Origin of the sequence: Klebsiella sp. 1SOBk10mer (assembly GCF_046602535.1) — a bacterium.
Classification (GTDB): domain Bacteria; phylum Pseudomonadota; class Gammaproteobacteria; order Enterobacterales; family Enterobacteriaceae; genus Klebsiella; species Klebsiella quasipneumoniae.
Genome location: NZ_JBKIUP010000008.1, coordinates 12245 through 38827, shown reverse-complemented (window position 1 = coordinate 38827; position 26583 = coordinate 12245). Strand labels below are relative to the sequence as shown.

Below are 26583 nucleotides of genomic sequence, written 5' to 3'. Positions count from 1 at the left end.
ATTGATATAGCCGGACAGTTTTGCCGGATAAGGAGATCGTAAGCATGGCTTTCAGAAACTGGCGGATCGGAATGCATATCCAACAAGATAGCATTGCCATTGTCGCGCTACTGTTTGAGCGCTCACACTGGGCGCTGCGCCGCTGGTGGCGCATTCCGCTGCCGCCAGGCCTGGTGCGGCAGGGGATGGTGGCGGACGTCAGCGCCCTCGGCTCACGGCTGGCAGCCTGGCGGCGGGAGCTACCGGTACAGCATCAGATCAATATCGCCTTTCCCGCGGCTCGCACGCTGCAAAAACGCGTGCCTTATCCCCAGTTCGCCCTGCGAGAGCGGGAACAGGCGACGTGGATAGCCAGCGCCATGACCCAGCAGCTGGCGATGCCCGCCTCCTCTCTCTGTATTGATTATGCGCCCACCTCGCGAAATGACAGCTGGCAGGTTACGGCGGCGCAGCGGCTGGATATCAATGTTCTGCGGGAGCTGGCAGGGCGGCTGCGGCTGCGGGTAGCTGCCATCGTACCGGATGCCAGCGCGCTCGGCGCTTTTTTCCCCTGGGTGACGGCAGCAGAGCAAGGCCTGGCGTGGCGGGATGAAAAGCACTGGCTATGGGCGACCCATGAGGCCTGGGGCTGTGACGCTTGCGATGCGATAGTGTCCTTGAGCCAGCTGGCGGGGCAGCTTCAGGTTCCTCTGCGCTTGTGCGCTGACGCGGGTGACGAGGCCAGTCGTTTTGATGTCTGGCAGGTGGTTCACCGCCGACAGCCTCCGCTGCCAGCCGATGGCGATCGCTACGCCATTGCCCTTGGGCTGGCGCTGGGGGGCGGGCGCCATGACGCATGTCGTTAATCTTCTCCCCTGGCGTGACCTGCGTCGCCGCCAGCGCCTGCGCTACACCCTGTTGTTAGCCATCGGTATCGTGCTGCTGGCGGGGATGACCCTGCAGGTGGGGCGAACGGCTGGTCTACAGCGCGACGCCCTGGCGAGGCTCCACGCAACGGCCGACGCAGCGCTGCTCGCCTCGCTCAAACAACGTGAACAGGCGATGCGCGAAGCGTGGCAGCAGCATCAACGCCAGCGCGAGCAGCACCAGCGCAGATCGACGATCGCCGCCTGGCAACCCCGACTAATGGCGCTCGCGGCGGACCTGCCTGCTCAGGCATGGCTGACGCGGCTGGAGTACCAGGGGGCGCGCCTGACGCTGGATGGCCTGGCCCTCAACCTGCAGGCGCTGGCTGGAGTGGAGGCTTCTCTGGCCAGCGTCACGGGATTCGCGCCGGCTAAAGCCGGCGGAACGCAGCGCGACGCCGAGGGGCGCTGGCGGTTCAGTTTCACCCTGTCGGGAGCGCGCGCCGATGAGGATTAATACCCTGCGCACCCGGGCGGGGCTGCTGATCCTGCTCGCGATGGGGCTGACGGGGGGCGGCGTGGCGCTTTGGCGCGATGCCCGGCCGACGCTGGCGGCGCTGTCCCGCGATGGCGCTCTGCAAACGCAGTGGCGGCGGATCATGGCGCTGCGCATCCCTGACGGTGAAAGATCCGGGGAGCGCATCGACAAGCAGCCGTTCTCGCCCATAGCCATTCCGCTCGCCGGGGCGAAGCTAATCGCCTGGCATCCGCAGGGGAGCGGCGGCGAGATGGAGCTGGCTCTCTCCTGGCCGACGGTACCCGCTCTGTTTTCATGGCTGGCGCGCAGCGGGATGAACCCGCGTTCGTTCTCGCTGGAGCGCGAGGGGCAGGCGCTGCGCATGCGGCTGCAGCTGGAGGCGGAAGATGGTTGGTAAATGCTGGGTTTTGCTGTGGTTGCCGCTGTCGCTGCTGGCGGCCGAGCGCGATCCTTTTCAGCCGGTTGAGGATCCCTGCCGCGCGGCGCAGCTGTCGCAATGGCGTTATGGCGGCGCGGCCGGCGATGGTGCAGGCTGGATGGGTTTTTTGCAGGACGGAAGCGGCACGTGGCGACGGGTGCGCCTGGATGAGCAATTGCCCACGGGCTGGCGGGTGAACCGGCTGACGGACAGTGAACTGGACATCGTCACGCCTCCGGGATGTGAACCGCCAGCGTGGCGCTGGCAACGTAAAGGAAAACAAGATGATGCGATGGATAAGCCTGCTTTTGCTGCTACCGCTGGCGGTGGTCGCCGCGCGAAATGATAAGCCGGTTTCGCTGGTCGTTGACGACGCGCCAGTGGCCCAAGTGCTGCAAGCCCTGGCCGAAATGAACCAGAAGAATCTCGTTGTCGCACCGGACGTCAGCGGCACGCTCTCCCTGCGCCTGCAGAAGGTTCCCTGGACCCAGGCGCTGCGGGCAGTGGCGGATAGCGCAGGCCTCTCTTTGCAACAGCAGGGGAAGGTCATCTACGCACATACGCAGGCCTGGCAAAAGGCCAACCTGGCGCAGCGCGAAGCGGAACAGGCGAAACGTCTGCAGAATCTGCCGCTGCGGGCGGAGAGCGTGACCCTGCACTATGCCGATGCCGAGGAGCTGGCTAAAAGCGGCGGTAAGTTGCTTAGCGCCCGGGGAAACCTGATGGCGGACAAGCGGACCAATCGGCTGCTGATCCGCGATGATGACCGCCATCTACCGGCGCTGAAGGCCTGGGCGCAGGAGATGGATCTGCCGGTCGGACAGGTGGAGCTGGCCGCCCATATTGTGTCAATGAGCGAAACCAGCCTGCGTGAACTGGGGGTGAAATGGCGGCTGGCGGAGGCTGAAAGCACGCCGGGATCCGGGCGCATCACCACCCTAAGCAGCGATCTGTCAGTCAACGACGCCAGCACCCGCGCAGGCTTTAACATCGGCAAAATTAACGGGCGCTTGCTTGAGCTGGAGCTTTCCGCGCTGGAGCGCAAGCAGCAGGTCGAGATTATCGCCAGTCCTCGTTTGCTCGCCTCTCATATGCAGCCCGCCAGCATCAAGCAGGGGAGCGAGATCCCCTATCAGGTCTCCAGCGGTGAAAGCGGCGCCACGTCGGTGGAGTTTAAAGAGGCGGTGCTGGGCATGGAGGTGACGCCGACGGTGCTGCAGCAGGGGAGAGTGCGGTTGAAGCTGCGAATAAGCGAGAACACGCCAGGCCAGGTGCTGAAGCAGGATAACGGCGAGGCGCTGGCCATTGATAAACAGGAGATCGAGACCCTGGTGGAAGTCCGCAGCGGCGAGACCCTGGCGTTGGGCGGCATCTTTTCGCAGAAAAACAAAACCGCCCGCGACAGCGTCCCGCTGCTTGGCGATATCCCGGTGCTGGGGCGTCTGTTTCGCCGCGACGGGAAAGATAATGAACGCCGTGAACTGGTTGTCTTTATTACGCCACGGATTCTGGCAGTACGTTAAGCAGGTTTTTCATGCTAAACACGTTTCAGGTGTTTGACGTGAGGACGGAATTAGCATACAAGGGGTACCGATTTGAGAGTCGGGTACGACATCAATCCTCCCTTTATTGTCCGGCGATTTTATTCAGTTGCCAAACCAGCCGGAGTATTGAGATAATTTTTAGTCTGACTCTCGCTCTATTGCATATGAGGTTTCAGTTCATGCCCTGCGGCGCTGGGTGTCTGCGAAGCGGGTTTATCATTAACGAATAGTCTTAGTAGTACCGAAAAAATGGCAGAGAAACGCAATATCTTTCTGGTTGGGCCTATGGGTGCCGGCAAAAGCACTATTGGGCGCCAGTTAGCCCAACAGCTCAACATGGAATTTTACGATTCCGATCAAGAGATTGAGAAACGCACTGGCGCTGATGTGGGCTGGGTCTTCGATGTTGAAGGCGAAGAAGGCTTCCGCGACCGTGAAGAAAAAATTATCAATGAGTTGACGGAAAAACAGGGAATTGTGCTGGCGACTGGCGGCGGCTCTGTAAAATCCCGTGAAACGCGTAACCGTCTCTCCGCCCGCGGCGTGGTGGTCTACCTGGAAACAACGATCGAGAAGCAGTTGGCCCGTACGCAGCGCGATAAAAAGCGTCCTTTGCTACAAGTCGATGCGCCGCCTCGTGAAGTACTGGAAGCGCTGGCTGACGAGCGTAACCCGCTGTATGAAGAGATCGCCGATGTGACTATCCGCACAGACGATCAGAGTGCGAAAGTCGTCGCGAACCAGATTATTCATATGCTGGAAAGCAACTGATTCTGGCTTAATAAAAGTGCGTCAGAGTAAAAGTCACTGAGGTGGATGTCGCGTTATGGAGAGGCTTACTGTTACCCTCGGGGAACGTAGTTACCCGATTACCATCGCGGCTGGTTTGTTCAACGATCCAGCTTCCTTCCTGCCACTTAAGTCGGGCGACCAGGCTATGCTGGTCACCAACGAAACGCTGGCGCCGCTTTATCTGGATACCGTCCGCTCTGCGCTTGAGCAGGCAGGGGTCAACGTTGACAGCGTAGTCCTGCCCGACGGCGAGCAGTATAAAAGCCTGGCGGTGATGGATACCGTATTTACCGCGCTGTTGCAAAAACCCCATGGCCGCGACACCACGCTGGTGGCGCTCGGCGGCGGTGTTATCGGTGATTTAACCGGTTTCGCCGCGGCAAGCTATCAGCGCGGCGTGCGTTTTATCCAGGTCCCTACCACCCTGCTGTCGCAGGTCGACTCGTCGGTCGGCGGCAAAACCGCAGTGAACCACCCTCTCGGCAAAAACATGATTGGCGCCTTCTGGCAGCCGGTTTCCGTGGTGGTTGATCTTAACTGTCTGAAGACGCTGCCGAAGCGCGAACTCGCTTCCGGACTGGCTGAGGTCATCAAGTATGGGGTGATCCTCGACGGCGCCTTCTTCAGCTGGCTGGAAAACAACATTGATGCCTTGCTGGCGTTGGATGAAAAGGCCATGGCGTACTGCATTCGCCGCTGCTGTGAGCTGAAAGCGGAAGTTGTGGCTGCCGACGAGCGTGAAACCGGGTTACGTGCTTTACTCAATCTTGGACATACCTTCGGCCATGCTATCGAAGCGGAAATGGGCTACGGTAACTGGCTGCACGGCGAAGCGGTGGCGGCAGGTATGGTGATGGCGGCGCATACGTCCGAACGGCTGGGGCAGTTCCGCGCGCAGGATACTCAGCGCCTTATCGATCTGCTCAAGCGTGCAGGCTTACCGGTACGCGGCCCGCAGGAAATGCGTGCGCAGGCGTATTTGCCCCATATGATGCGCGATAAGAAAGTACTGGCTGGCGAAATGCGGCTGGTGCTCCCGCTCGCAATAGGAAGCAGCGAGCTGCGCGGCGGAGTGCCGCACGATGTGGTTCTTGGCGCGATTGCTGACACTCAGCAGGCGCAACAATAAGAAGGTCTGGCCGCGTTCGCGCGGCGTTATCATTTCGGGTGATGTGCAATAATCGTGAGCATAAGCCTTTTAGTGGGGTGTTAAATGGATGATTTCAAACCAGAAGACGATATGAAAGCCGATCGCAACGATCGTCGTGCTGGTCGTTCCCGTCAGTCTTCCGAGCGTGATGCCGATCCGCAGATCAATTTTGACGATGTCGATCTTGATGCCGATGAAGGCCGTCCGACGCGCGCCGGCAAGGCCCGTCGTGAGCGTGAAGAGGAAGAATTCGAAGAAGAACTGGATGCGGAAGATGAGGAGATGCTCGAAGAGCAGCCTGTAGAGCGTCGTCCGCGTAAGCGTAAAAAAGCGCCGGCGAAACCCGCTTCCCGCCAGTACATCATGATGGGCGTGGGCATTCTGGTACTGTTGCTGTTAATCGTGGGTATCGGTTCCGCGCTGAAATCGCCATCTTCTTCCAGCCAGCAGACCGCTTCCGGCGAGAAGAGCATTAATCTGTCTGACGACCAGTCCACCAGCACGCCAGCTGCCGGCCAGGATCAGACTGCCGCCAATACTACCACCCAGCAGGACGTCACGGTACCGCCTATTGCCGCGAACCCGACCCAGGGCCAGGCCGCGGCAGAGCCGCAGGGCCAGCAGCGCGTTGAAGTTCAGGGCGATCTGAATAATGCGTTGACCCAGCAGCAGGGCCAGCTGGACGGCGCCGTAGCTAACTCGACGCTGCCAACTGAACCGGCAACCGTCGCGCCGATCCGTAATGGCGCCAGTGGCACCGCGGCGCCGCGCCAGACGACCGAACGTCAGACGGCGGCAACGCCGCGTCCTGCTGAGCGTAAGCACACCGTCATCGAAGCGAAGCCGCAGCCGAAACCACAGGCGGTGGCAAAAGCGCCGGTAGAAACGAAGCCGGTTCAGCCGAAGCATGTTGAAAGCGCGGCGACCACTGCCCCGGCGAAAACGACCGTCGCGGAAAGCAAACCGGTAGCCACCGCGCAGAGTAAACCTGCAGCACCAGCAACCACCACCACTGCTGCGCCAGCCGCAACGGCGGCCGCGGCAGCGCCGGCGGCGAAGAGCGGTAAAACGGCAGGCGACGTCAGCTCGATGAAATCTGCGCCGTCGGGTAACTATACCCTGCAGCTCAGCAGCTCCTCTAACTATGAAAACCTGAACAACTGGGCGAAGAAAGAGAAGCTGGACAGATATGTTGTCTATGAAACATCGCGTAACGGCCAACCGTGGTACGTGCTGGTGAGCGGTATCTATTCATCGAAAGATGAAGCGAAACGCGCGGTCACCTCGCTGCCGCCGGACGTGCAGGCGAAAAATCCATGGGCAAAACCACTGCATCAGGTTCAGGCTGATCTGAAATAATGCCGTGGGGTAGTCTTAAGCGCAGGATGCTGTCGGAGCTTTCTCCACAGCCGGAGAACGTGTAATTAGTTAGGCAGCATGAAAAAGAATCGCGCTTTTCTAAAGTGGGCAGGGGGGAAGTACCCCCTGCTTGACGATATTAAAAAGCATTTGCCGGAAGGTGAGTGCTTAATCGAGCCCTTTGTGGGCGCCGGGTCGGTATTTCTCAATACCGACTTTTCTCGTTATATCCTCGCGGATATCAACAGTGATTTAATCGGCCTGTACAACATCGTCAAATTGCGCACCGACGAGTACGTCGCTGCCGCCCGCGAGATGTTTACCCCGGAAAATAACGTCGCTGAGCGCTACTACCAGTACCGTGATGAGTTCAATCAGAGCCAGGACCCGCTGCGTCGCGCGGTGCTGTTCCTGTATCTGAACCGTCACGGTTACAACGGCCTGTGTCGCTACAATTTGCGCGGCGAGTTCAATGTGCCGTTTGGCCGCTATAAGAAGCCCTATTTCCCCGAGGCTGAGCTCTATCATTTTGCCGACAAGGCGCAAAACGCTGAGTTTTACTGCGAATCTTATGAAGAGTGCATGCAGCGTGCGGATAGCCGCACGGTGGTGTATTGCGATCCGCCCTATGCGCCGTTGACGGCGACGGCGAACTTTACCGCCTACCACACCAACAGCTTCAACCTGGAGCAACAGGTGCTGCTGGCGCAAAAGGCGGAGTCGCTGATGAAGAAACGGATCCCGGTGCTGATTTCCAACCACCGCACGCCGTTGACGCAGGAGTGGTATAAAAACGCGGCAGAAACGCATATTGTGAAGGTTCGGCGCAGCATCAGCAGCAACGGTGGTACGCGTAAAAAGGTGGACGAGCTCTTAGCGCTCTACCGTCCGCCTAAGACCAAATAAATTTCAAGGAGATGCGGATGAAGCAGTATTTGATTGCCCCTTCGATTCTGTCGGCTGATTTTGCCCGTCTGGGTGAGGATACCGCGAAGGCGCTGGCGGCGGGTGCGGATGTCGTGCACTTCGACGTCATGGACAACCACTACGTGCCGAACCTGACGATTGGCCCGATGGTGCTGAAGTCGCTGCGTAACTACGGTATTACCGCGCCGATCGACGTCCACCTGATGGTGAAGCCGGTCGACCGCATCATTCCTGATTTTGCCGAAGCTGGCGCCAGCATCATCACCTTCCACCCGGAAGCCTCCGAACACGTCGACCGCAGCCTGCAGCTTATCAAAGAGCATGGCTGTAAAGCGGGCCTGGTGTTTAACCCCGCGACGCCGCTGAGCTATCTCGATTATGTGATGGATAAACTGGACGTGATCCTGCTGATGTCGGTTAACCCGGGCTTTGGCGGCCAGTCCTTTATTCCCCAGACGCTGGATAAACTACGTGAAGTGCGCCAGCGCATCGATGCGTCCGGCTACGACATCCGTCTGGAAGTGGATGGCGGGGTGAAAGCGAGCAATATCGGCGAAATCGCCGCGGCGGGCGCGGATATGTTCGTTGCCGGTTCGGCGATCTTCGGCCAGCCGGACTACAAGAAAGTGATTGATCAAATGCGTAGTGAATTAGCGAAGGTGAGTCATGGATAAATTACAGGTGATCCGCGGCATCGCGTTTGATCTCGACGGCACGCTGGTGGACAGCGCGCCGGGTCTGACCGCCGCCGTTGATAACGCCCTCTACGCCCTGGAACTGCCGGTGGCGGGAGAAGAGCGCGTCGTAACCTGGATCGGCAACGGCGCCGATGTCCTGATGGAGCGGGCGCTGAGCTGGGCTCGCCAGGAGCGTGCCACGTTACGTGCGGCGATGGGCAAGCCTTCCGTCGACGATCATGATATTCCGCAAGACGAACAGCTGCGCATTTTGCGTAAACTGTTTGACCGCTATTACGCCGAAGCGGCGGAAGAGGGCAGTTTCCTGTTTCCGGCAGTGGCCGATACGCTCGGCGCGCTGCAGGGCAAAGGTCTGCCGCTGGCGTTGGTGACCAATAAGCCGACGCCGTTCGTCGCCCCGCTGCTGGACGCGCTCGATATTGCGAAATATTTTACCGTGGTGATCGGCGGCGATGACGTCCAGAACAAAAAGCCGCATCCGGAACCGCTGCTGCTGGTAGCGCAAAAGCTCGGCCTGACGCCGGAGGCGCTGCTGTTCGTCGGCGATTCACGTAATGATATTCAGGCGGCCAAAGCGGCTGGCTGCTGCTCAGTTGGCCTGACCTACGGTTATAACTATGGCGAACCGCTTGCGCTGAGCGAGCCGGACTATCTCTTCGACCAGTTTAATGAACTCTTACCCGCTCTCGGGTTACCGCACAGTGAAACTCAGGAATTGAAACATGACTAAGCCCATCGTTTTTAGTGGCGCACAGCCCTCAGGTGAACTGACCATTGGCAACTACATGGGTGCGCTGCGTCAGTGGGTAAACATGCAGGACGATTACCACTGCATCTATTGCATCGTGGACCAGCACGCCATCACCGTGCGCCAGGATCCGCAGCAACTGCGTAAGGCGACGCTGGACACCCTGGCGCTGTATCTGGCCTGCGGCATCGACCCGCAGAAAAGTACTATCTTCGTTCAGTCGCACGTGCCGGAACACGCCCAGTTAGGCTGGGCGCTGAACTGCTACACCTATTTCGGCGAACTGAGCCGCATGACCCAGTTTAAAGACAAGTCCGCGCGCTACGCGGAGAACATCAACGCCGGTCTGTTTGATTATCCGGTACTGATGGCCGCTGACATCCTGCTGTACCAGACCAACCAGGTTCCGGTGGGCGAAGATCAGAAACAGCACCTTGAACTGAGTCGCGATATTGCCCAGCGTTTTAACGCCATCTACGGCGATATTTTTAAAGTGCCTGAGCCGTTTATCCCTAAATCCGGCGCGCGCGTGATGTCGCTGCTGGAGCCGACGAAAAAGATGTCCAAGTCCGACGACAACCGCAACAACGTCATCGGCCTGCTGGAAGACCCGAAATCGGTGGTCAAGAAGATCAAACGTGCGGTCACCGATTCCGACGAGCCGCCGGTGGTGCGCTACGACCTGAAAGAGAAAGCGGGCGTCTCCAACCTGCTGGATATCCTCTCCGCGGTCACCGGGAAAACCATTCCTGAGCTGGAGCAGCACTTCGAAGGCAAAATGTATGGCCACCTGAAAGGCGAAGTCGCCGAAGCGGTATCGGGCATGCTGATTGACCTGCAGGAGCGCTATCACCGTTTCCGTAACGACGAAGCGTTTCTCAATCAGGTGATGAAAGACGGCGCAGAAAAGGCCAGCGCGCGGGCTTCTCAAACCCTGAAAGCGGTATACGAAGCGATTGGCTTTGTCGCCAAGCCGTAAGCGACGCAACAGCTAAACAGGGCGGGATTATCCCGCCCTTTTTTATGCCTGTCGTTCACGCCGCGAGGCGAAGGTTAGTGGTTCGAGAACCAGTTCAGTTTATCCCGCAGGCCGACCACGCGGCCGACAATGATCAGCGCCGGGCTGGCCATCTGCTGCGCCAGAATATCCAGCTGTCCTAAGGTGCCGCTGACCACTTTTTGCGTCACGGCGGTGCCGTTCTCGACGATGGCGGCAGGCATATCTTCCGCCATGCCGTGGGCGATAAGCTTCTCGCGGATCGCCGGCGCCTGGTTCAGACCCATGTAGAACACCAGGGTCTGCTTCTCCACCGCCAGGTTCGCCCAGTCCAGCTCGCCGCCGGTTTTCAGATGGCCGGTGACCAGGCGCACGCCCTGGGCGAAATCGCGATGGGTCAACGGGATCCCCGAGTAGGCGGAGCAGCCGGAGGCGGCGGTGATGCCAGGCACAACCGAGAAGGGGATTCCCGCCTCGCAGAGGGTCTCCAGCTCCTCTCCGCCGCGGCCAAAGATAAAGGGATCGCCGCCTTTCAGCCGGACCACGCGTCTTCCTTTTTGCGCTTCGCGCAGCAGGATCTGGTTGATCTCCTCCTGAGGCACGCAGTGATAGCCTGAGCGCTTGCCAACGAACACCCGGTCGGCATCGCGGCGCACCAGATTCATGATGTCGTCGGAGACCAGTCGGTCATAGACCACCACGTCGGCCTGCTGGATCTGCTGCAGACCTTTGAGCGTGAGCAGCCCGGCGTCACCGGGGCCGGCGCCAACCAGGACGACCTCGCCGCGATGCTCTAACGGCTCGGTCAGCAGTTGCTCGGTGGTATCCGCCACCGCCTGCCGATCATCATTGGCCAGCGACTGCGCCAGGCGGTCGTTAACGAACAGCTTCTCCCAGAACCGTCGGCGTTCGCCTACGGTGGCAAACTGCTGCTTGACGCGAGCGCGCAGATGGCCGGCGTAGCGGGCCAGCTGACCAAGATGCAGGGGTAAGATTGACTCCAGCTTCTCGCGCAGCAGGCGCGCCAGCACCGGTGATGTCCCGCCCGAGGAGACGGCGACCATCAGCGGCGAGCGGTCGATGATCGACGGCATGATAAAGCTGGCCTGGCGCGGGGCATCCACCACGTTACAGAAAATACGCCGTGCTTCGGCCGCGTCGCTGACCTGCTGGTTCACTGTTTCATTATCGGTAGCGGCGATGGCCAGCCAGCAGTTGTCCAGCAGCGAGGGGATAAACTCCCCCTGCACCAGGGTCAGCATCTGTGAATCGGCCCACACCTGAAACTGAGGGGTAAAGTCGAGCGCATTGACCGTGACGTTTGCGCCAGCATCCAGCAGCAGACGGGCCTTGCGTTCGGCGACATCCCCGCCGCCAACCAGTAAACAATCTCGCTGGCGTAACTGGCAGAATATGGGTAAGTGATCCACAGAATAACCTCATAAAAATAAGGGATAGAAAGTGAGTGGTCGTAGAATAGCAGCAAAGGTAATACAAAACATGCGACATATCCCGCACTCATGCGCTGTCGGTCAGAAGTGTTACTTATATCTCCCCCCGTGACCGGGGGGAGGAAGCGGGACTCACGCTTTAAGCTGAACGTGGCCGTCTTTTACCCGGGCGTCGAAACGGGCGATAGAGTGGCTGGCATCTTCCATACACAGGCCGTCGCTCAGGCGGAAGCGCTGTTTTTTCAGCGGGCTGGCAACCCACAGGGCGCCGTCATGCTCGGCGATAATTCCGCGAGACAGTACGCTGGCGTTAAAGAACGGATCAATGTTGCTGATGGCGAACACCCTGTCGTCATGATAGGGACGGAAGATCGCCACCTGCTGCTGACCGAGCAGGGCGCAGACGCCGGTGGCGGGCAGGATGTCGTCAATTTTGCAGATGTTTACCCACTGGCTCATGCTTTTTCCTCCACCAGAGTAACCGGGATACGCTCATACGGCGTGGCCGGGCGATGCTGGTCACGTTCCGGCACCACCTGAACGTTCGGGTCGCGCTGGTCGCTGTTGATAAAGTGTTTGAAGCGAGTCTGCGCCGCCGGGTTATTGACGGTCTCGGTCCACTCGCAGGCGAAGGCGGCGCGCAGGCGAGCCAGCTCCTCTTCCAGATGGTCGTTCAGACCGAGCTTGTCATCGATGATCACGCTGCGCAGATAGTCGATCCCGCCTTCCATGTTGTCCAGCCACGGCGCGGTGCGGGTCAGCTTATCGGCGGTGCGGATGTAGAACATCATAAAGCGGTCGAGATACGTAATCAGCGTCTCGCGATCGAGGTCCGCGGCCAGCAGATCGGCGTGGCGCGGCTTCATCCCCCCGTTACCGCATACGTACAGGTTCCAGCCTTTCTCGGTGGCGATGATCCCGACGTCTTTGCCCTGGGCTTCCGCGCATTCGCGGGTACAGCCGGAGACGCCGAACTTCATTTTGTGCGGGGTGCGGATGCCTTTGTAGCGGTTTTCCAGTTCGACGCCGAAGCCGACGCTGTCGCCGACCCCGTAGCGGCACCAGGTGCTGCCGACGCAGGTTTTCGCCATCCGCAGCGCTTTGGCGTAGGCGTGGCCGGTTTCGAAGCCCGCTTCAATCAGTTGCCGCCAGATCTCCGGCAGGTCGTCTTTCTGCGCGCCAAACAGGCCGATGCGCTGGGAGCCGGTGATTTTGGTGTACAGATTGAATTCACGAGCGATACGGCCCACGGCGACCAGCCCTTCCGGGGTGATTTCGCCGCCCGCGGAGCGCGGAATGACCGAGTAGGTGCCATCTTTCTGGATGTTGGCGAGGAAGTTGTCGTTGGTGTCCTGCAGCGGCGTGTGCTGAGGCTTGAGGATGTACTCATTCCAGCAGGAGGCCAGCAGGGAGCCGACGGTTGGTTTACAAACTTCACAGCCGTAGCCCTGGCCGTGTTTGGCCAGCAGTTCGTCGAAGGTTTTGATGCCTTCCACGCGGATCAGGTGGAACAGCTCCTGGCGGGAGTAAGCGAAGTGTTCGCACAGGTTGTTGTTGACCTCGATGCCCTGTTTCGCCAGCTCGGCGTTGAGCACCTGGGTGACCAGCGGGATACAGCCGCCGCAGCCGGTACCGGCCTTGGTTTCCGCTTTCAGCGCCGCGACGGTATGGCAGCCTTTGTTAATGGCGGCGATCAGGTCGCCTTTGCTGACGTCAAAGCAGGAGCAGATTTGCGCGCTGTCCGGCAGTTTATCGACGCCGATCGACGGTTTGCCGCTGCCGGCGTGGGCCGGGAGGATCAGCGAATCCGGATTCTCCGGCAGCTCAATGGCGTTGAGCACCAGCTGCAGCAGGTTACCGTAGTCGCTGGTGTCGCCGACCAGCACCGCGCCGAGCAGGGTTTTGTTGTCGGCGCTGACGATCAGACGCTTATAGACTTCTTTGCTTTCGTCAAGATAGACGTAGCTGCGGGCGCCCGGCGTGCGGCCGTGGGCATCGCCGATGCCGCCCACGTCCACGCCCAGCAGCTTCAGCTTGGCGCTGAGGTCGGCGCCGGTGAAGCTGTTTTCACTGCCGAGGAGGTGATCGACGGCCACCTGGGCCATTTTATAACCCGGCGCGACGAGGCCATACACGCGGTTGTTCCAGCTGGCGCATTCGCCGATGGCATAGATATCCGGGTCGGAGGTCTGGCAGCTATCGTTGACCATGATGCCGCCGCGCTGGGCAACCGCCAGCCCGCACTGGGTGGCCAGTTTATCGCGCGGGCGGATCCCGGTAGAGAAGACGATGAAATCGACCTGCAGCTCGCTACCGTCGGCGAAGCGCATGGTTTTGCGCGCCTCGATGCCCTGCTGAACGATCTCTTTGGTGTTTTTACTGGTGTGAACTTTCACGCCCATGCTTTCAATTTTGCGCCGCAGCTGCTCGCCGCCCATCTGGTCGAGCTGCTCGGCCATCAGCATCGGCGCGAACTCGATAACATGGGTTTCCACGCCGAGGTTTTTCAGCGCGCCTGCGGCTTCGAGGCCGAGCAGACCGCCGCCGACCACCGCGCCGCGTTTACTGCGACGGGCGCAGGATTCAATGGCGTTGAGATCTTCAATGGTGCGATAGACGAAGCAATCCTGGGTTTCCGCGCCTTTAATCGGCGGGATCCAGGGGTATGAGCCGGTCGCCATGATCAGCTTGTCGTAGAACACCGTGCGCCCGGCGCTGGAGTGGATCACCTTCTCCTGGCGGTTGATGGTGATGGCCCTTTCGCCGACCAGCACCTTGACGCCGTGTTTCTCATAGAAACCTTCTCGGACCAGCGACAGCTCTTCTGCGGTATGGTGGGAGAAATAAGACGACAGGTGGACACGGTCGTAGGCGATACGCGGCTCTTCACAGAACACGGTAATGTCGAATTGTCCGGCAGGCGCCTTATCAAGAAGCTCTTCGATAAAGCGATGGCCAACCATGCCGTTACCGATAATAGCGATTCTGACTTTGCTCATTTTTGCCTCGATTTCTTTTCTATTACCGCCTACCTTAACGATTCAGCCATCAGGCTTATTGATGCAAATCAATGACAACTTCACCTACCACTTAATGGGTATATAATTGATTTGTCTGTATTTTTCTAAGTTGTGGAAAACGCTGGCTTTTCCTTTTTGCTGATTTTGTGTACAAGAATTGGGTGGGTCGCGATTGGGGTTGAGTAGAAAACAAGCCGTATTGAATGGAGAGGTTGATATGACAGCAGCGCCGCTTTGGTTGATTCAGAACGTACGCCTGGCAGACCGCGACGGCCTGTGGCAGATAGCGATAGATAAGGGGCGCTTTGGCGAGATCACGCCGATGGGGGAGGCGCGGGACGAAAGCTACGAAGTGTTGAACGCTCGCGGCGGGCTGGCGATCCCGCCTTTTATTGAGCCGCATATCCATCTGGATACCACCCAGACGGCCGGCGAGCCAAACTGGAACCAGTCCGGCACTCTGTTTGAGGGGATTGAGCGCTGGGCGGAGCGGAAAGCGCTGCTCAGCCATGAAGACGTTAAAGCCCGGGCGTGGAAAACCCTCAAGTGGCAGATCGCCAATGGCGTGCAGTTTGTCCGTACCCATGTCGATGTCTCCGATCCGACGTTGACGGCGCTGAAGGCGATGCTGGAGGTCAAACAGGAGGTGGCGCCATGGGTCGAGCTGCAGATTGTCGCTTTTCCGCAAGAGGGGATCCTCTCTTACCCCAACGGCGAGGCGCTGCTGGAAGAGGCCCTGAAGCTGGGGGCGGATGTCGTCGGGGCGATCCCGCACTTTGAGTTCACCCGTGAATATGGGGTGGAATCGCTGCATATCGCTTTCCGGCTGGCGCGGAAATATGACCGCCCGCTGGATATTCACTGCGATGAAATTGACGACGAACAGTCGCGCTTTGTGGAAACCGTTGCCGCGCTGGCGTTAAAAGCGGGAATAGGGCCGCGGGTGACGGCCAGCCATACCACCGCCATGCACTCCTATAATGGCGCTTATACCTCGCGCTTGTTCCGCCTGCTTAAGCTCTCCGGCATCAATTTTGTCGCCAATCCGCTGGTCAATATTCATCTGCAGGGCCGGTTTGACGACTACCCGAAGCGACGAGGCATTACCCGGGTGAAGGAGCTGATGGCGGCGGGGATCAACGTTTGCTTTGGTCATGATGATGTCTTTGACCCGTGGTACCCGCTGGGGACCGGTAATATGCTGCAGGTCCTGCATATGGGGCTCCACGTTTGCCAGCTGATGGGCTACCAGCAAATTAACGACGGCCTGCAGCTTGTCACCGACAACAGCGCCCGCACGTTTGGCCTGACGGATTACGGCATCGTCAGCGGCAATCCGGCTAACCTAATCATTCTGCCGGCGGAGAATGGCTTTGAGGCGGTACGCTGCCAGGTGCCGGTGCGCTGGTCAATTCGCGAGGGAAGGGTGATTGCGACCACCCAACTGGCGCAAACCTGGATCCAGACCGACCGCGGTGGCGAGGAGCTTTCTTTTATGAGAAACAGCCCCCTTGCGGACGCAAAGGGGCCGAAGGCTTAGTGAGAGGCCGCCTGAGCGTTGTTCTGGCGGTGACGGGAGACGAAGCCGAGGATAAAGCACATCACGAACACCACGGCGTAGAGGCCGTTAGCGGTGTGCAGCGCGGCCAGCGGACCGCTGGCCGCCACAATCGGGCCGGTGACCACGAAAGTCAGCATGGTGCCGATGGTGCCGCAGGTGAGGATAAAGTTCACCAGCTTTGGTGAAGCGACTTTAGTTTGCTGCGAACCGAGCGTAATGATCGAGGTGTAGATGGCGCTGGAGAAGAAGCCCAGGGTCAGAATAAACCACGGCATATGCTCCGGCGAACCATTGATAAACAGGTACATCAGCACCGTCGCGAGGCCGGCGAGGACGGTTAAGATGCGCTGCAGGTCGAAGAAGCGCAGGATAAAGCTGAATGACCACATGCCGATCATGTAGGACATCCAGAAATCGCTCACCAGCTTACCGGCATCGCCGAGGCTCATGCCAAGGCTCTTGGCATATTCCGGTACCCAGGAGATAAAGCCCAGCTGACCGAGAATATAGCACAGCGCCGCGACGGAGAGGAACAGCACGCCGATGCCCCACTTCTCTTTCACCACCGGCTGGCTGTTTTCGCTCTGCGCTTTTTTGCCGAGTACCGGGAAGTCACAGCCGAATGTCAGGACGAAAATAGCGACATACACCAGACCGATACAGGCGTAGACCCAGTACCACTCGATGCTGCGCGCCAGCAGGACTGCGGCGACCATCGGGAAAATCATTCCCGCCATGCTAAAGAAGGAGTCGGTAAACAGCAGACGCGCCCCGCGCTGACGGCCTTCATACATATGGGTGATCAGGAAGGTCCCGATCGACATGGTGATCCCGCTCACCAGGCCGAGAACGAACATTGATGCGGAGAACAGCGCCAGGCTGTGGCTGAGCATCAGGCCGGCCACCGCCAGCACCATCAAAATAAAGCCAAAACGCAGCTGAGTTTTCAGCGGCACGATCTCCATCAGCCAGGCATTGAGGAAGATGGAGATCAGAATACCGGCGTTCAGAAAGGTAAAGGTGTTGCTCATACTGGAAACGGGCAGATGGAAATAATCCGCAATGTTACCCATCACCATCCCGGTGACGATCACCAACGCGCCGGTCAGGGCGTAGGAGAAGAAGCTGATCCATGTGAGCTTAATACGGTTGCTGTTAGTCATGACTGGCCTGTGAATAGAAAGGTAAAGCGCGTTGACGCCGCGCCGGGCGGACAGATTTTAGTCGTTCAGGTGATGTAATTAAATGTTTATTGTGAAATACGTTATCTTTTGCATGTTTTAATGTGACTTGAATCACGTTTTTTCGACGCCAGAGAGAACGTTTGCGCGGTTACAATTATTACAGCTAAGTAAAATTTGGTAAAAGGCTGGCCCAGGATGCAAAGGCTCTTTAGAATCAAGGCACTCGCTTTTATTCTGCTCCGTTAAGGATTTTCCATGCTCAAATCAACACTGGCGGCGATGGCTGCCGTTTTCGCCATTTCAGCGTTCTCCCCGGCCATGGCGGCAAAGGGCGATCCGCATGTGCTGCTGACCACCTCGGCAGGTAACATTGAGCTTGAGTTAAACAGCCAGAAAGCCCCGATTTCCGTGGATAACTTCCTGAAGTACGTTAACAGCGGCTTCTACAACAACACTACCTTCCATCGCGTGATCCCGGGATTCATGGTGCAGGGCGGCGGCTTCAACGAGCAGATGCAGCAGAAACAGCCTAACCCGCCGATCAAAAATGAAGCAGACAACGGCCTGCGCAACACCCGCGGCACCATCGCCATGGCGCGTACCGCCGATCAGGATAGCGCCACCAGCCAGTTCTTCATCAACGTGGCGGATAACGCCTTCCTCGACCATGGCCAGCGCGACTTTGGCTATGCGGTGTTTGGCAAGGTAGTGAAAGGCATGGACGTTGCGGATAAGATCTCCCAGGTTCAGACCCATAACGTCGGCCCATACCAGAATGTGCCGACTAAACCGGTTGTTATCCTCTCTGCGAAAGTGCTGCCCTAATCTTCCCACGGCGCGGTAGTCTATCGCCGCGCCGGTTGCCTCCCGGCATAACCTGTAATTGCTGCTTATACTTGTGGCACACAGGGGACGATAAGGGGGCGACGATGCGTCCACTCACCGATAAGCAAAAATCCCGACTCTGGGAACAGACACGTAATAGCAATTTTCAGGCCAGCCGTCGCCTCGAAGGCGTATCGGTGCCACTGGTTACGCTGACTGCCGAGGAGGCGCAGGCGCGCCTCGCGACGCTGCGGAGGGAGTATGAGCGATAAATTTGGCGATGAACGCGATCCTTACCTCTATCCGGCCCTGAACGTCCTGCGCAACCGCCTCGGCATCCGCCAGGCCAACACTCTGCAGCAGGCTGCCCTGGAGATGACATCGCTGCGGGCGGCTACCCTGCCGCTGGGTCCGCGGGTGCGCGGCTTACCCTATCTGTGCGCTATTCATCATCAGCTGTATCAGGATCTGTTTGACTGGGCGGGTAGGCTGCGTGAAGTGAACCTCTACCTGGGCGATACGCCGTTCTGTCACTTTGCCCGCATCGAAGAGGAAGGGAACGCCCTGATGCAGGCCCTGGAGCAGGAGGATTATCTCTGCGGCCTGCCGCGGGATACCTTTATCGAACGCTTGAGCTGGTTCTATGGTGAAATTAATGTGCTGCACCCTTTTCGTCTCGGCAATGGCCTGACCCAGCGCATTTTCTTTGAACAGCTGGCGATACATGCCGGCTACCTTCTTGACTGGCGTGACGTCGATCCTGCCGCCTGGAGCACCGCCTGCCAGCAGGGCGCGATGGGCGATCCGGACCCGCTGGCGGCGATCTTTCGCAAAGTGGTAAGCGAAGCGCGGGAATCTGAGTAGAATAGCCCGGTTTGATTGTTCCGGAGCCGCTATGATCCTGCTTATCGATAACTATGACTCTTTCACCTGGAATCTGTATCAGTACTTTTGCGAACTGGGGGCGGAAGTGCTGGTCAGGCGCAACGATGCGTTGACGCTGGAGGAGATAGCGTCGCTGGCGCCGGAGAAGATGGTGATTTCGCCCGGTCCCTGTACGCCGGATGAAGCGGGGATTTCCCTCTCAGTAATCCGTCACTATGCAGGAAAAACGCCGCTGCTGGGCGTCTGCCTCGGGCATCAGGCGATAGCCCAGGCGTTTGGCGCGACCATTGTGCGGGCGGCGCAGGTGATGCATGGAAAAACTTCGCTTATCGAGCATAACGGCGAAGGGGTGTTTCAGGAGCTGAATAATCCTCTGACGGTGACCCGCTATCATTCGCTGGTGATTGACCCGCCGACGCTGCCGCCTGAGTTTATCGTCACCGCCCGCAGCGCCAGCGGTGAGATCATGGGGATTCGTCATCGCGACTGGGATCTCGAGGGCGTGCAGTTCCATCCGGAAAGCATCCTTAGCGAACAGGGCCATCAATTGCTGGCGAACTTTATTAAGCGGTGATTTCGGTTGCCATTGACTGACTTTTTATGCATATTTTGTGATTATATTATCATAATCATATCTGCATAACGAAGAGGGATGGGCAAGACATGGCAACTGAACAACCGGCAATCACCCGCGCCACATTCGATGAAGTTATTTTGCCAATTTATGCACCGGCAGAATTCATCCCGGTAAAGGGGAAAGGCAGCCGCGTCTGGGATCAGCAGGGCAAAGAGTATATTGATTTCGCCGGCGGTATCGCGGTGACGGCGCTGGGCCATTGCCACCCGGCGCTGGTGGCGGCGCTTCACGAGCAGGGCGAAACGCTGTGGCATACCAGCAACGTCTTTACCAATGAGCCAGCGCTGCGCCTGGGACGTAAGCTTGTCGATGCCACCTTCGCCGAGCGAGTGGTGTTTATGAACTCCGGTACCGAAGCCAATGAAACAGCCTTTAAGCTGGCGCGTCACTATGCGGTGACCCGCCATAGCCCATATAAAACCAAAATCATCGCCTTCCATAATGCCTTTCATGGCCGCTCTCTGTTTACCGTCTCGGTCGGCGGGCAGCCGAAGTACTCCGATGGTTTCGGCCCTAAACCGGCGGATATTGTCCATGTTCCCTTCAACGACCTGCAGGCGGTAAAAGCGGTGATGGATGACCACACCTGCGCGGTGGTGGTGGAGCCGATTCAGGGCGAAGGCGGCGTGACGGCAGCGACGCCGGCGTTCCTGCAGGGACTGCGCGAACTGTGCGATCAGCACCAGGCGCTGTTAGTCTTTGATGAAGTGCAGTGCGGAATGGGGCGTACCGGATCGCTGTTCGCCTACATGCACTATGGCGTAACCCCGGATATTCTCACCAGTGCCAAAGCGCTGGGCGGCGGTTTCCCGGTCAGCGCCATGTTGACCACCCACGAGATCGCCAGCGCCTTCCATGCCGGTTCCCATGGGTCAACCTACGGCGGCAACCCGCTGGCCTGCGCGGTCGCCAACGCCGCTTTCGATCTGATCAATACTCCGGCGGTGCTGGATGGCGTGAACGCGAAACGCGAACTGTTCGTCAAACACCTGCAGCAGCTGGATGCCGAGTTTGATCTGTTCAGTGATATTCGCGGGATGGGCCTGCTGATTGGCGCCGAACTTAAGCCGCAGCACAAGGGCCGCGCGCGCGATTTCCTCTATGCCGCTGCGGAAACCGGCGTCATGGTGCTTAACGCCGGGCCGGATGTGATGCGTTTTGTTCCCTCGCTGATCATCGAAGAGCAGGATATCGCCGAGGGGATGGCGCGCTTTGCCCAGGCCGTGGCAAAGGTGATTAACGGCTGATCTTCCGTAGCCAGATGCCATGATGCGGCCGCTGACGCCATGCTACGGACGAGATAGTGTGCATGGTGTTCAGATGGCCCAGAATGCGTTGCAGATGCTGCTCCAGGGTGCTCAACGGACCGATCGGCACCTCGCTTTCCGGTGACTCCATAATATTGACATCCCCTGTGCTGCCGGGGCCATCGCTGTCCAGCCGCTGCTGACAGCGCTGCAGGGCAATCTCACAGGATTCGAGATAGCGCTGGGCAAGATCCGGGGTGAGCATCGTATGCTCCCGGGCCAGGGTGGTCATGGCGTTGATATGTTCGACGATAAACTGGCTGTGCGTCACCCATAGCTTCATATCTTCCAGGTAGTGGGTATTGAACCCCGGCTCCTGCATCGCCTGATTCAGGGAGTTGTAGAGCGCGTTGTGCGCCTGATTAACGCGCATACGTTGATAGGCCAGCGCGGGCGCTTTGGGATCGGGGCTGAGGATCAGGCGAATCGCCTGCTGGTCGGCCTCCAGCGCATCGTGGGCGTTTTTTTTCAGCAGGCCGCTCTGCCACTGCGGCCACAGCCAGACCATCCCGCCGAAGGCGATCAGGCAGCCGATCAGCGTGTCGATCAGCCGGGCGATAATAAACTGTTCGCCGTTGAGCGTCAGCAGCTGCAGGGTATATACCGCCGTCACCGTAAAGCCCACCATCGCCCAGCCATAGTGTTTGCGGATAATCAGATAGCTGAGCAGTGTGATCAGCAGCATCCCGCTCAGGGTGTAGCTCTCCGGAACGTGAAAGTGCAAGGTCAGCCCGGCTATGATCAGGCCGGCGAGCGTCCCCGCCGCCCGGTGGACAATACGAACCCGCGTGGCGCCATAGCCATTCTGGGTAACAAAGAGCACCGTCATCAGGATCCAGTAGGGCTTCGGCAAATGCAGGGCGTTGCCCATCAGGCTGGCGATGCTCAGCATCACGCTGATGCGGGCGGCATTGCGCAGCGCGGGCGATTTCAGCGACAGATAGTTTTTTAGCGCGGGAAACAGCGGTAAACGACGCTCTTTGTCAGCCATCAGATCCCGGGCATACAGCGGGCGCTGGGTATGCAGCACCCGGGCGATGCGGCTGAAGTGCCAGGCGCAGAAGTGGCCGACCGGGTTGTCCGGATGCTGGCGGGCGATCTTTTCCAGGGCGCCGATCTGTTTATCCATCTGGAAGCGCTGCGGAAAGCGATGATAGAGCATGTCATCCGCCAGCACCCGCAGACGGGCGGCGACGGTCTGCGCGTTCCAGCGGATCACCGCTTCGGCATGGCTGCGTTCTACCAGTTTTTGCACCTCTTCCGGCTGATGCAGGCTGACCGAAATATGCTCCTGTAGATCCAGCCCCATCTGGAACGCCCGCAGAAGACGTTTGTGGTCGTTACGTTGGTTGGCGGCCAGCATATGCATCTGCTGATAGCACTGGGTGATTAAATCGACCACCTTCTGCTGGCGGATGAGCAGCGGCGGCAGGGCGGTCGAGGGATCGGTATGCTGGGTCAACAGGCTATATTTGGCTTCGCAATAATTGGCCAGTTCCCGGTAGAGCAGACTGAGCGACTCCCGCAGCGGCTGTTCACGCCACAGCCAGAACCAGAACCAGTTAAACACGCCGTACCATAGCGTGCCGAAGGCGTAGATCAGCAGCGGCTCCCAGATGGGCATATTGCCCGCCAGGCTGAGGGTAAAAATGGCGGCGATCAGCGACGCGGGCAGCAGGCGCGCGTGCAGCGAACTGATCTCCGCGGTGACGCCGAGCAATAGCGCCAGGCCGCTGAGAATAAGCGGCAGGGGAATCGCCTGGGCGAGCAGCAGCTGCACCACCAGGCTGCATCCGGCAAACAAACAGCCGCCGATAATCAGACGTTTAAAAAAGCGCTTATGCGGGGTGTCGAGGCCGGCGATGTTGCAGCAGGCGGGGACTAAGGAGAACAGGAGGCCCTGCTGGAGATGGCCGAGCAGAAGACCGATGGCCACAGGCAGACACAGCACCAGCGTTTGCCGCAGTGCATAGTTAACTTCCGGGTGGTAAATCAGCCTGCGCCACATGAGGGAAAAACAAAAACGGCGTACTGCAGGAGCAATACGCCGCTTAGCAACTTAACGGGTACCGTAGACGACGATAGTTTTACCGTGGGCGGAAATCAGGTTCTGATCTTCCAGCATTTTCAAAATACGGCCAACGGTTTCACGAGAGCAGCCGACGATCTGACCAATTTCCTGACGGGTAATTTTAATTTGCATACCGTCCGGGTGGGTCATGGCATCGGGTTGCTTCGCCAGGTTCAGCAGCGTCTGGGCGATACGGCCCGTCACGTCGAGGAAGGCGAGGTTGCCCACTTTCTCAGACGTCACCTGCAGACGGCGAGCCATTTGCGAAGAGAGACGCATCAGAATGTCCGGGTTCACCTGGATCAGCTGACGGAATTTCTTATAAGAGATTTCGGCCACTTCACATGCGGTTTTCGCCCGTACCCAGGCGCTACGCTCCTGACCCTCTTCAAACAGGCCTAATTCACCGATGAAATCGCCCTGGTTGAGGTAGGAGAGGATCATCTCTTTACCTTCTTCATCCTTGATGAGTACAGCCACGGAGCCTTTAACGATGTAGTACAGCGTTTCTGCTTTCTCACCCTGGTGGATCAGCGTGCTCTTTGATGGGTACTTATGAATGTGGCAATGAGACAAGAACCATTCAAGGGTAGGGTCTGTTTGCGGTTTGCCAAGCACCATGCGCGGTTATCCTCTGTTATAAGCTATCTCCGGGCGCCGACACTACACGGCGTCCGGGCATGCAATCGTATTGTTTCCCTATACCTGGGAAGCTGGCTGATGATTTTTCGACAGCCCGTAATGTGAACTCCTCTGCATACATGCAGTACATCAATGTATTACTGTAGCATCCAGACTGTTTTAGCATAGCTTTCGCCGCATGTCTCCTGGTGTCTCGCTTCAGCATGACGCAGGTCGCCTTCCGTTGCGAGAATTGTTATGTGCGCGTAATCTGACAAGAATATTGCGATACTGGAGTTAAATTTTATGCAAGCGCGTGTGAAATGGGTTGAAGGGTTAACCTTTATCGGGGAGTCCGCGTCAGGACACCAGATTCTGATGGATGGCAACTCCGGGGATAAGGCGCCCAGCCCGATGGAGATGGTGCTGATGGCGGCGGGCGGTTGCAGTGCGATCGATGTGGTCTCCATTTTGCAAAAAGGTCGCCATGAGGTGACTAACTGCGAAGTGAAGCTGACCTCTGAACGTCGGGAAGAGGCGCCGCGCCTGTTCACGCATATTAATCTGCACTTTATCGTCACCGGTAAGGCGCTGAAAGATGCCGCGGTCTCCCGTGCGGTGGATCTGTCGGCAGAGAAATACTGCTCGGTGGCGCTGATGCTGGAAAAAGCGGTGAAGATCACCCATTCCTATGAAGTGATCGAGGCGTAGTCTTCGCCTGCTGTTGTGAATTTTCTTAACCCCGGCCTGGCCGGGGTTTCTTCTGTTAGCCGATCTTGCGGCCTTCCATCAGGCGTTCGACCAGCGGCGCCATAATAAGCTCCATCGCCAGCCCCATTTTACCGCCCGGCACCACCAGAGTGTTCATGTGCGAGATAAACGAGCCCTGTAGCATCGCCAGCAGCCAGGGGAAGTCGATGTTCTGCAGATTGCGGAAATGGATCACCACAAAGCTCTCGTCCAGAGAGGGGATCGCTTTCGCGGCAAACGGGTTGGAGGTGTCCACCGTCGGCACGCGCTGAAAGTTGATGTGGGTGCGGGAAAACTGCGGGGTGATGAAGTTGATGTAATCTTCCATCGATCGGACGACGGAGTCCATCACCGCCTCCCGGGAGTGGCCGCGCTCGCTGGTGTCGCGAATGAGTTTCTGTATCCACTCGAGATTAACGATAGGCACGACCCCGACCAGCAGGTCGACATGGCTGGCGACATCATGCTGCGGCGTGACAACCCCGCCGTGCAGCCCCTCATAGAACAGCACGTCCGTCGGCTCCGGCAGCGGCTGCCACGGGGTGAAGGTTCCCGGCACCTGATTCCACGGCACGGCTTCGTCATAGGTGTGGAGGTATTTACGCGACTGACCTTTGCCATGGCGGCCATAGTCGACAAAGGTCTGTTCCAGCAGACCGAAGTCGTTCGCCTCCGGGCCAAAGTAGCTGATATGTTTGCCCTGATCCCGCGCTTTGCGGATCGCCATGTCCATTTCCGGGCGGGTGTAGCGATGAAAGCTGTCGCCTTCCACCTCCGCAGCGTGCAGATTTAGCTGCGCGAAGATTTTGCGAAAGGCGAGGCTGGTGGTGGTAGTGCCCGCGCCGCTGGAGCCTGTGACGGCGATCACCGGATGTTTGGCAGACATAACAACTCCCTGGTTAAACGATGTAGTGGCGTCGCCTTAGCCGTTAAACAGGGCGCGCGGCATAATATTGACCGTCTCATGCAGTTCCGACCACACGAGGACTGCCTCTCCGCGTTTCAGCTGCTGTTTTACATCGGCGACTTTATCGGCAAGTGAACGTTCATGTTCACCATAATCGGTGCCTTCACGTAACACAAAGCTTTCAATCAGGTTATCCAGCGTTTCGGGATCCAGATCCTGCCAGGGAATAATCATACGGGAACCTCCAGCCAGCGGTTTAACCAGTCGGGAATGCGTCTTTCCAGCCACATCTCCGGTTTACGCAGGGTGCCGCCGACGAAGCCAACGTGGCCGCCTTGTTCAGTCAATTGATACTCGACGTTCGCCGGCAGTTGTTCCTGCGGGGGAATGGAATGGTGGTCCATAAACGGATCGTCTTTCGCGTGAATGATGAGCGTCGGCTTAGTGATATCGCTGAGCCGCGGCATGGCGCTGCATTGCCGGTAGTAATCCAGCGCATCGGCAAAGCCATGGATTTTGGCGGTGATCATATCGTCAAATTCCCGGATGCGGCGCATCCCTTTGAGCTGACGTAAATCGACGGGCAGCGAGCCAGGATACGCTTTCAGCTTGCGTGAGGCGTTGGCTTTTAACAGATTGAGCAGGTAGCGCTGATAAACCCGCGAGAAGCCCTTATCCATATGATAGCTGCAGGCTTCCAGCATGAAAGGCGCGGAGACGATCACCGCCGCATCCAGCGGGCAGCGGTCGCCTTCTTCTGCCAGCAGGCAGCCCAGCATATTGCCGCCCAGCGAATAGCCGACGGCGGCGGTCGGCGCGGGGCCAAACTCGCGCTGCAGCCAGTGCAGAAACCAGGTGCCATCTTCCGTTTCGCCGGAGTGATAGATGCGGTGATTGCGGTTAGGTTCGCCGCTGCAGCCGCGAAAATGCATGACTACGCCAAGCCAGCCGCGCTGCATCGCCGCGTGGATCAGTCCATGGGCATACGGGCTGTGCAGACTCCCTTCCAGACCATGAAAGACGACGAGGCGCGGCTTGTGGCACGCCTGGTGCGGGTCTTCGCTCCAGGCGAGATCAACAAAATCGCCGTCTGGCAGCTCAAGGCGCTGCCAGTGCGGGGTAAAGCGCAATTTACGGCGGATCAGCCGCGGCAGCATGGTTTGCAGATGACGATTGCCCACGCCGCGCATGGGATGGAACTCACGCGAATCGTTTTCGGGGGGCGTCATGTCTGTGGGGATGATTTCAACCATAGCACCAGAATAATTAATAAACGTGATGATGACTATACCGCGCAGGGCGCGCAGGAGTTAGCCAATATGTGGTCTTGTGGCCAGTGAGGCCAGGT

At 58.5% G+C, this 26583-nt stretch carries 28 protein-coding genes; 19 read left to right on the top strand and 9 right to left on the bottom strand.

All coding sequences use genetic code 11. From position 1 onward, the window contains the following. Positions 1 to 44: 44 nt before the first annotated feature. The 12 genes from ACLH1I_RS19990 to trpS all read left to right on the top strand — a co-directional run bounded on the left by ACLH1I_RS19990 (position 45) and on the right by trpS (position 9998). The gene (locus ACLH1I_RS19990; RefSeq protein WP_048325911.1) at positions 45 to 845 is read left to right on the top strand and encodes a hypothetical protein; all 801 of its coding nucleotides are present in this window, start codon (positions 45 to 47) and stop codon (positions 843 to 845) included. Then, positions 829 to 1362: a PilN domain-containing protein gene (locus ACLH1I_RS19985; RefSeq protein WP_048325907.1), complete on the top strand. Its 534-nt coding sequence runs from the start codon at positions 829 to 831 to the stop codon at positions 1360 to 1362. The genes ACLH1I_RS19990 and ACLH1I_RS19985 overlap by 17 nt, the downstream gene beginning before the upstream one ends. Next, entirely contained in the window at positions 1352 to 1780 is a 429-nt protein-coding gene (locus tag ACLH1I_RS19980; protein ID WP_048325905.1) for a hypothetical protein, read from the top strand. Before ACLH1I_RS19985 ends, ACLH1I_RS19980 begins: the two co-directional genes overlap by 11 nt. Continuing rightward, positions 1770 to 2147 (top strand): HofP DNA utilization family protein, encoded by a 378-nt coding sequence (locus ACLH1I_RS19975; RefSeq protein ID WP_004202171.1) that lies wholly within the window; start codon positions 1770 to 1772, stop codon positions 2145 to 2147. Before ACLH1I_RS19980 ends, ACLH1I_RS19975 begins: the two co-directional genes overlap by 11 nt. Then, a complete protein-coding gene (gene hofQ / locus ACLH1I_RS19970) occupies positions 2086 to 3324 on the top strand; it encodes a DNA uptake porin HofQ (RefSeq protein ID WP_048325904.1) in 1239 nt (412 codons plus the stop codon). Before ACLH1I_RS19975 ends, hofQ begins: the two co-directional genes overlap by 62 nt. 270 nt (positions 3325 to 3594) lie before the next feature. Continuing rightward, entirely contained in the window at positions 3595 to 4116 is a 522-nt protein-coding gene (gene aroK, locus ACLH1I_RS19965; RefSeq protein WP_002920267.1) for a shikimate kinase AroK, read from the top strand. A gap of 55 nt (positions 4117 to 4171) precedes the next feature. After that, entirely contained in the window at positions 4172 to 5266 is a 1095-nt protein-coding gene (aroB, locus tag ACLH1I_RS19960) for a 3-dehydroquinate synthase (protein WP_004202175.1), read from the top strand. Between the two features lie 84 nt (positions 5267 to 5350). Next, positions 5351 to 6646 carry a cell division protein DamX gene (gene damX, locus ACLH1I_RS19955; protein WP_004202177.1) on the top strand — a complete coding sequence of 432 codons (1296 nt, stop codon included), beginning with the start codon at positions 5351 to 5353 and terminating at the stop codon, positions 6644 to 6646. Between the two features lie 78 nt (positions 6647 to 6724). Further along, positions 6725 to 7552, top strand: a complete 828-nt coding sequence (gene dam, locus ACLH1I_RS19950; RefSeq protein ID WP_004202178.1) for an adenine-specific DNA-methyltransferase — start codon at positions 6725 to 6727, stop codon at positions 7550 to 7552. Between the two features lie 17 nt (positions 7553 to 7569). Next, positions 7570 to 8247, top strand: coding sequence for a ribulose-phosphate 3-epimerase (rpe, locus tag ACLH1I_RS19945; RefSeq protein ID WP_004202179.1), 678 nt, complete (start codon positions 7570 to 7572; stop codon positions 8245 to 8247). Beyond that, on the top strand, positions 8240 to 9001 hold the full coding sequence (gene gph / locus ACLH1I_RS19940; protein WP_151629253.1) for a phosphoglycolate phosphatase: 762 nt from the start codon (positions 8240 to 8242) through the stop codon (positions 8999 to 9001). Before rpe ends, gph begins: the two co-directional genes overlap by 8 nt. After that, positions 8994 to 9998, top strand: coding sequence for a tryptophan--tRNA ligase (gene trpS / locus ACLH1I_RS19935; RefSeq protein ID WP_002920253.1), 1005 nt, complete (start codon positions 8994 to 8996; stop codon positions 9996 to 9998). The genes gph and trpS overlap by 8 nt, the downstream gene beginning before the upstream one ends. Before the next feature lie 74 nt (positions 9999 to 10072). Here trpS and cysG read toward each other — a convergent pair whose 3' ends face one another. From cysG to nirB, 3 genes are all read right to left on the bottom strand, one after another. Next, entirely contained in the window at positions 10073 to 11446 is a 1374-nt protein-coding gene (gene cysG, locus ACLH1I_RS19930) for a siroheme synthase CysG (protein ID WP_004202185.1), read from the bottom strand. A gap of 153 nt (positions 11447 to 11599) precedes the next feature. Beyond that, positions 11600 to 11926, bottom strand: a complete 327-nt coding sequence (nirD, locus tag ACLH1I_RS19925; protein ID WP_004202186.1) for a nitrite reductase small subunit NirD — start codon at positions 11924 to 11926, stop codon at positions 11600 to 11602. Next, entirely contained in the window at positions 11923 to 14466 is a 2544-nt protein-coding gene (nirB, locus tag ACLH1I_RS19920) for a nitrite reductase large subunit NirB (RefSeq protein ID WP_017899950.1), read from the bottom strand. The genes nirD and nirB overlap by 4 nt, the downstream gene beginning before the upstream one ends. A gap of 238 nt (positions 14467 to 14704) precedes the next feature. Between nirB and ACLH1I_RS19915 the strand changes: the two genes are divergently transcribed. Then, complete coding sequence (locus tag ACLH1I_RS19915; RefSeq protein WP_004202190.1) at positions 14705 to 16027, top strand: cytosine deaminase; 1323 nt, start codon at positions 14705 to 14707, stop codon at positions 16025 to 16027. Here ACLH1I_RS19915 and tsgA read toward each other — a convergent pair. After that, positions 16024 to 17211: an MFS transporter TsgA gene (tsgA, locus tag ACLH1I_RS19910; RefSeq protein WP_004202192.1), complete on the bottom strand. Its 1188-nt coding sequence runs from the start codon at positions 17209 to 17211 to the stop codon at positions 16024 to 16026. The two genes, ACLH1I_RS19915 and tsgA, sit on opposite strands and share 4 nt — an antisense overlap. Positions 17212 to 17487: 276 nt before the next feature. Here tsgA and ppiA point away from each other — a divergent pair, with 276 nt between their 5' ends. The 5 genes from ppiA to ACLH1I_RS19885 all read left to right on the top strand — a co-directional run bounded on the left by ppiA (position 17488) and on the right by ACLH1I_RS19885 (position 20826). Then, positions 17488 to 18057, top strand: a complete 570-nt coding sequence (gene ppiA, locus ACLH1I_RS19905; RefSeq protein WP_002920238.1) for a peptidylprolyl isomerase A — start codon at positions 17488 to 17490, stop codon at positions 18055 to 18057. Positions 18058 to 18161: 104 nt separating this feature from the next. Then, positions 18162 to 18329 carry a YhfG family protein gene (locus ACLH1I_RS19900; RefSeq protein ID WP_004202194.1) on the top strand — a complete coding sequence of 56 codons (168 nt, stop codon included), beginning with the start codon at positions 18162 to 18164 and terminating at the stop codon, positions 18327 to 18329. Next, entirely contained in the window at positions 18319 to 18921 is a 603-nt protein-coding gene (locus ACLH1I_RS19895; protein WP_049116368.1) for a putative adenosine monophosphate-protein transferase Fic, read from the top strand. Before ACLH1I_RS19900 ends, ACLH1I_RS19895 begins: the two co-directional genes overlap by 11 nt. Before the next feature lie 31 nt (positions 18922 to 18952). Beyond that, the gene (gene pabA, locus ACLH1I_RS19890; protein ID WP_004202196.1) at positions 18953 to 19516 is read left to right on the top strand and encodes an aminodeoxychorismate synthase component 2; all 564 of its coding nucleotides are present in this window, start codon (positions 18953 to 18955) and stop codon (positions 19514 to 19516) included. 89 nt (positions 19517 to 19605) lie between these two features. Further along, positions 19606 to 20826 carry an aspartate aminotransferase family protein gene (locus ACLH1I_RS19885; RefSeq protein ID WP_017899947.1) on the top strand — a complete coding sequence of 407 codons (1221 nt, stop codon included), beginning with the start codon at positions 19606 to 19608 and terminating at the stop codon, positions 20824 to 20826. On the opposite strand, the gene ACLH1I_RS19880 is transcribed toward ACLH1I_RS19885, so the two are convergent. Then, on the bottom strand, positions 20816 to 22894 hold the full coding sequence (locus tag ACLH1I_RS19880; protein ID WP_032456678.1) for a YccS/YhfK family putative transporter: 2079 nt from the start codon (positions 22892 to 22894) through the stop codon (positions 20816 to 20818). The two genes, ACLH1I_RS19885 and ACLH1I_RS19880, sit on opposite strands and share 11 nt — an antisense overlap. Positions 22895 to 22945: 51 nt before the next feature. Continuing rightward, positions 22946 to 23578: a cAMP-activated global transcriptional regulator CRP gene (gene crp, locus ACLH1I_RS19875; RefSeq protein ID WP_000242758.1), complete on the bottom strand. Its 633-nt coding sequence runs from the start codon at positions 23576 to 23578 to the stop codon at positions 22946 to 22948. A 306-nt stretch (positions 23579 to 23884) separates the two neighbouring features. Between crp and ACLH1I_RS19870 the strand changes: the two genes are divergently transcribed. After that, positions 23885 to 24289 carry an OsmC family protein gene (locus tag ACLH1I_RS19870; protein WP_004202200.1) on the top strand — a complete coding sequence of 135 codons (405 nt, stop codon included), beginning with the start codon at positions 23885 to 23887 and terminating at the stop codon, positions 24287 to 24289. Positions 24290 to 24344: 55 nt separating this feature from the next. Here ACLH1I_RS19870 and ACLH1I_RS19865 read toward each other — a convergent pair whose 3' ends face one another. The 3 genes from ACLH1I_RS19865 to ACLH1I_RS19855 are packed head-to-tail and all read right to left on the bottom strand — an operon-like array spanning position 24345 to position 26464. Continuing rightward, a complete protein-coding gene (locus tag ACLH1I_RS19865; protein WP_004202201.1) occupies positions 24345 to 25214 on the bottom strand; it encodes a phosphoribulokinase in 870 nt (289 codons plus the stop codon). A 36-nt stretch (positions 25215 to 25250) separates the two neighbouring features. Then, positions 25251 to 25469 carry a YheU family protein gene (locus tag ACLH1I_RS19860; RefSeq protein WP_002920151.1) on the bottom strand — a complete coding sequence of 73 codons (219 nt, stop codon included), beginning with the start codon at positions 25467 to 25469 and terminating at the stop codon, positions 25251 to 25253. Further along, entirely contained in the window at positions 25466 to 26464 is a 999-nt protein-coding gene (locus ACLH1I_RS19855; protein ID WP_072140368.1) for a hydrolase, read from the bottom strand. The genes ACLH1I_RS19860 and ACLH1I_RS19855 overlap by 4 nt, the downstream gene beginning before the upstream one ends. Positions 26465 to 26583 lie beyond the last annotated feature (119 nt).

What these genes read in the sequence shown, in the direction of transcription:
- ACLH1I_RS19865 (WP_004202201.1), bottom strand. Translation starts at nt 25,214, where the DNA reads ATGTCTGCCAAACATCCGGTGATCGCCGTCACAGGCTCCAGCGGCGCG.
- damX (WP_004202177.1), top strand. Translation starts at nt 5,351, where the DNA reads ATGGATGATTTCAAACCAGAAGACGATATGAAAGCCGATCGCAACGAT.
- ACLH1I_RS19985 (WP_048325907.1), top strand. Translation starts at nt 829, where the DNA reads ATGACGCATGTCGTTAATCTTCTCCCCTGGCGTGACCTGCGTCGCCGC.
- nirD (WP_004202186.1), bottom strand. Translation starts at nt 11,926, where the DNA reads ATGAGCCAGTGGGTAAACATCTGCAAAATTGACGACATCCTGCCCGCC.
- hofQ (WP_048325904.1), top strand. Translation starts at nt 2,086, where the DNA reads ATGATGCGATGGATAAGCCTGCTTTTGCTGCTACCGCTGGCGGTGGTC.
- tsgA (WP_004202192.1), bottom strand. Translation starts at nt 17,211, where the DNA reads ATGACTAACAGCAACCGTATTAAGCTCACATGGATCAGCTTCTTCTCC.
- ACLH1I_RS19860 (WP_002920151.1), bottom strand. Translation starts at nt 25,469, where the DNA reads ATGATTATTCCCTGGCAGGATCTGGATCCCGAAACGCTGGATAACCTG.
- ACLH1I_RS19915 (WP_004202190.1), top strand. Translation starts at nt 14,705, where the DNA reads ATGACAGCAGCGCCGCTTTGGTTGATTCAGAACGTACGCCTGGCAGAC.
- ACLH1I_RS19895 (WP_049116368.1), top strand. Translation starts at nt 18,319, where the DNA reads ATGAGCGATAAATTTGGCGATGAACGCGATCCTTACCTCTATCCGGCC.
- gph (WP_151629253.1), top strand. Translation starts at nt 8,240, where the DNA reads ATGGATAAATTACAGGTGATCCGCGGCATCGCGTTTGATCTCGACGGC.
- ppiA (WP_002920238.1), top strand. Translation starts at nt 17,488, where the DNA reads ATGCTCAAATCAACACTGGCGGCGATGGCTGCCGTTTTCGCCATTTCA.
- nirB (WP_017899950.1), bottom strand. Translation starts at nt 14,466, where the DNA reads ATGAGCAAAGTCAGAATCGCTATTATCGGTAACGGCATGGTTGGCCAT.
- dam (WP_004202178.1), top strand. Translation starts at nt 6,725, where the DNA reads ATGAAAAAGAATCGCGCTTTTCTAAAGTGGGCAGGGGGGAAGTACCCC.
- ACLH1I_RS19980 (WP_048325905.1), top strand. Translation starts at nt 1,352, where the DNA reads ATGAGGATTAATACCCTGCGCACCCGGGCGGGGCTGCTGATCCTGCTC.
- aroB (WP_004202175.1), top strand. Translation starts at nt 4,172, where the DNA reads ATGGAGAGGCTTACTGTTACCCTCGGGGAACGTAGTTACCCGATTACC.
- ACLH1I_RS19880 (WP_032456678.1), bottom strand. Translation starts at nt 22,894, where the DNA reads ATGTGGCGCAGGCTGATTTACCACCCGGAAGTTAACTATGCACTGCGG.
- ACLH1I_RS19885 (WP_017899947.1), top strand. Translation starts at nt 19,606, where the DNA reads ATGGCAACTGAACAACCGGCAATCACCCGCGCCACATTCGATGAAGTT.
- ACLH1I_RS19990 (WP_048325911.1), top strand. Translation starts at nt 45, where the DNA reads ATGGCTTTCAGAAACTGGCGGATCGGAATGCATATCCAACAAGATAGC.
- aroK (WP_002920267.1), top strand. Translation starts at nt 3,595, where the DNA reads ATGGCAGAGAAACGCAATATCTTTCTGGTTGGGCCTATGGGTGCCGGC.
- trpS (WP_002920253.1), top strand. Translation starts at nt 8,994, where the DNA reads ATGACTAAGCCCATCGTTTTTAGTGGCGCACAGCCCTCAGGTGAACTG.
- rpe (WP_004202179.1), top strand. Translation starts at nt 7,570, where the DNA reads ATGAAGCAGTATTTGATTGCCCCTTCGATTCTGTCGGCTGATTTTGCC.
- ACLH1I_RS19975 (WP_004202171.1), top strand. Translation starts at nt 1,770, where the DNA reads ATGGTTGGTAAATGCTGGGTTTTGCTGTGGTTGCCGCTGTCGCTGCTG.
- crp (WP_000242758.1), bottom strand. Translation starts at nt 23,578, where the DNA reads ATGGTGCTTGGCAAACCGCAAACAGACCCTACCCTTGAATGGTTCTTG.
- ACLH1I_RS19870 (WP_004202200.1), top strand. Translation starts at nt 23,885, where the DNA reads ATGCAAGCGCGTGTGAAATGGGTTGAAGGGTTAACCTTTATCGGGGAG.
- ACLH1I_RS19900 (WP_004202194.1), top strand. Translation starts at nt 18,162, where the DNA reads ATGCGTCCACTCACCGATAAGCAAAAATCCCGACTCTGGGAACAGACA.
- pabA (WP_004202196.1), top strand. Translation starts at nt 18,953, where the DNA reads ATGATCCTGCTTATCGATAACTATGACTCTTTCACCTGGAATCTGTAT.
- ACLH1I_RS19855 (WP_072140368.1), bottom strand. Translation starts at nt 26,464, where the DNA reads ATGACGCCCCCCGAAAACGATTCGCGTGAGTTCCATCCCATGCGCGGC.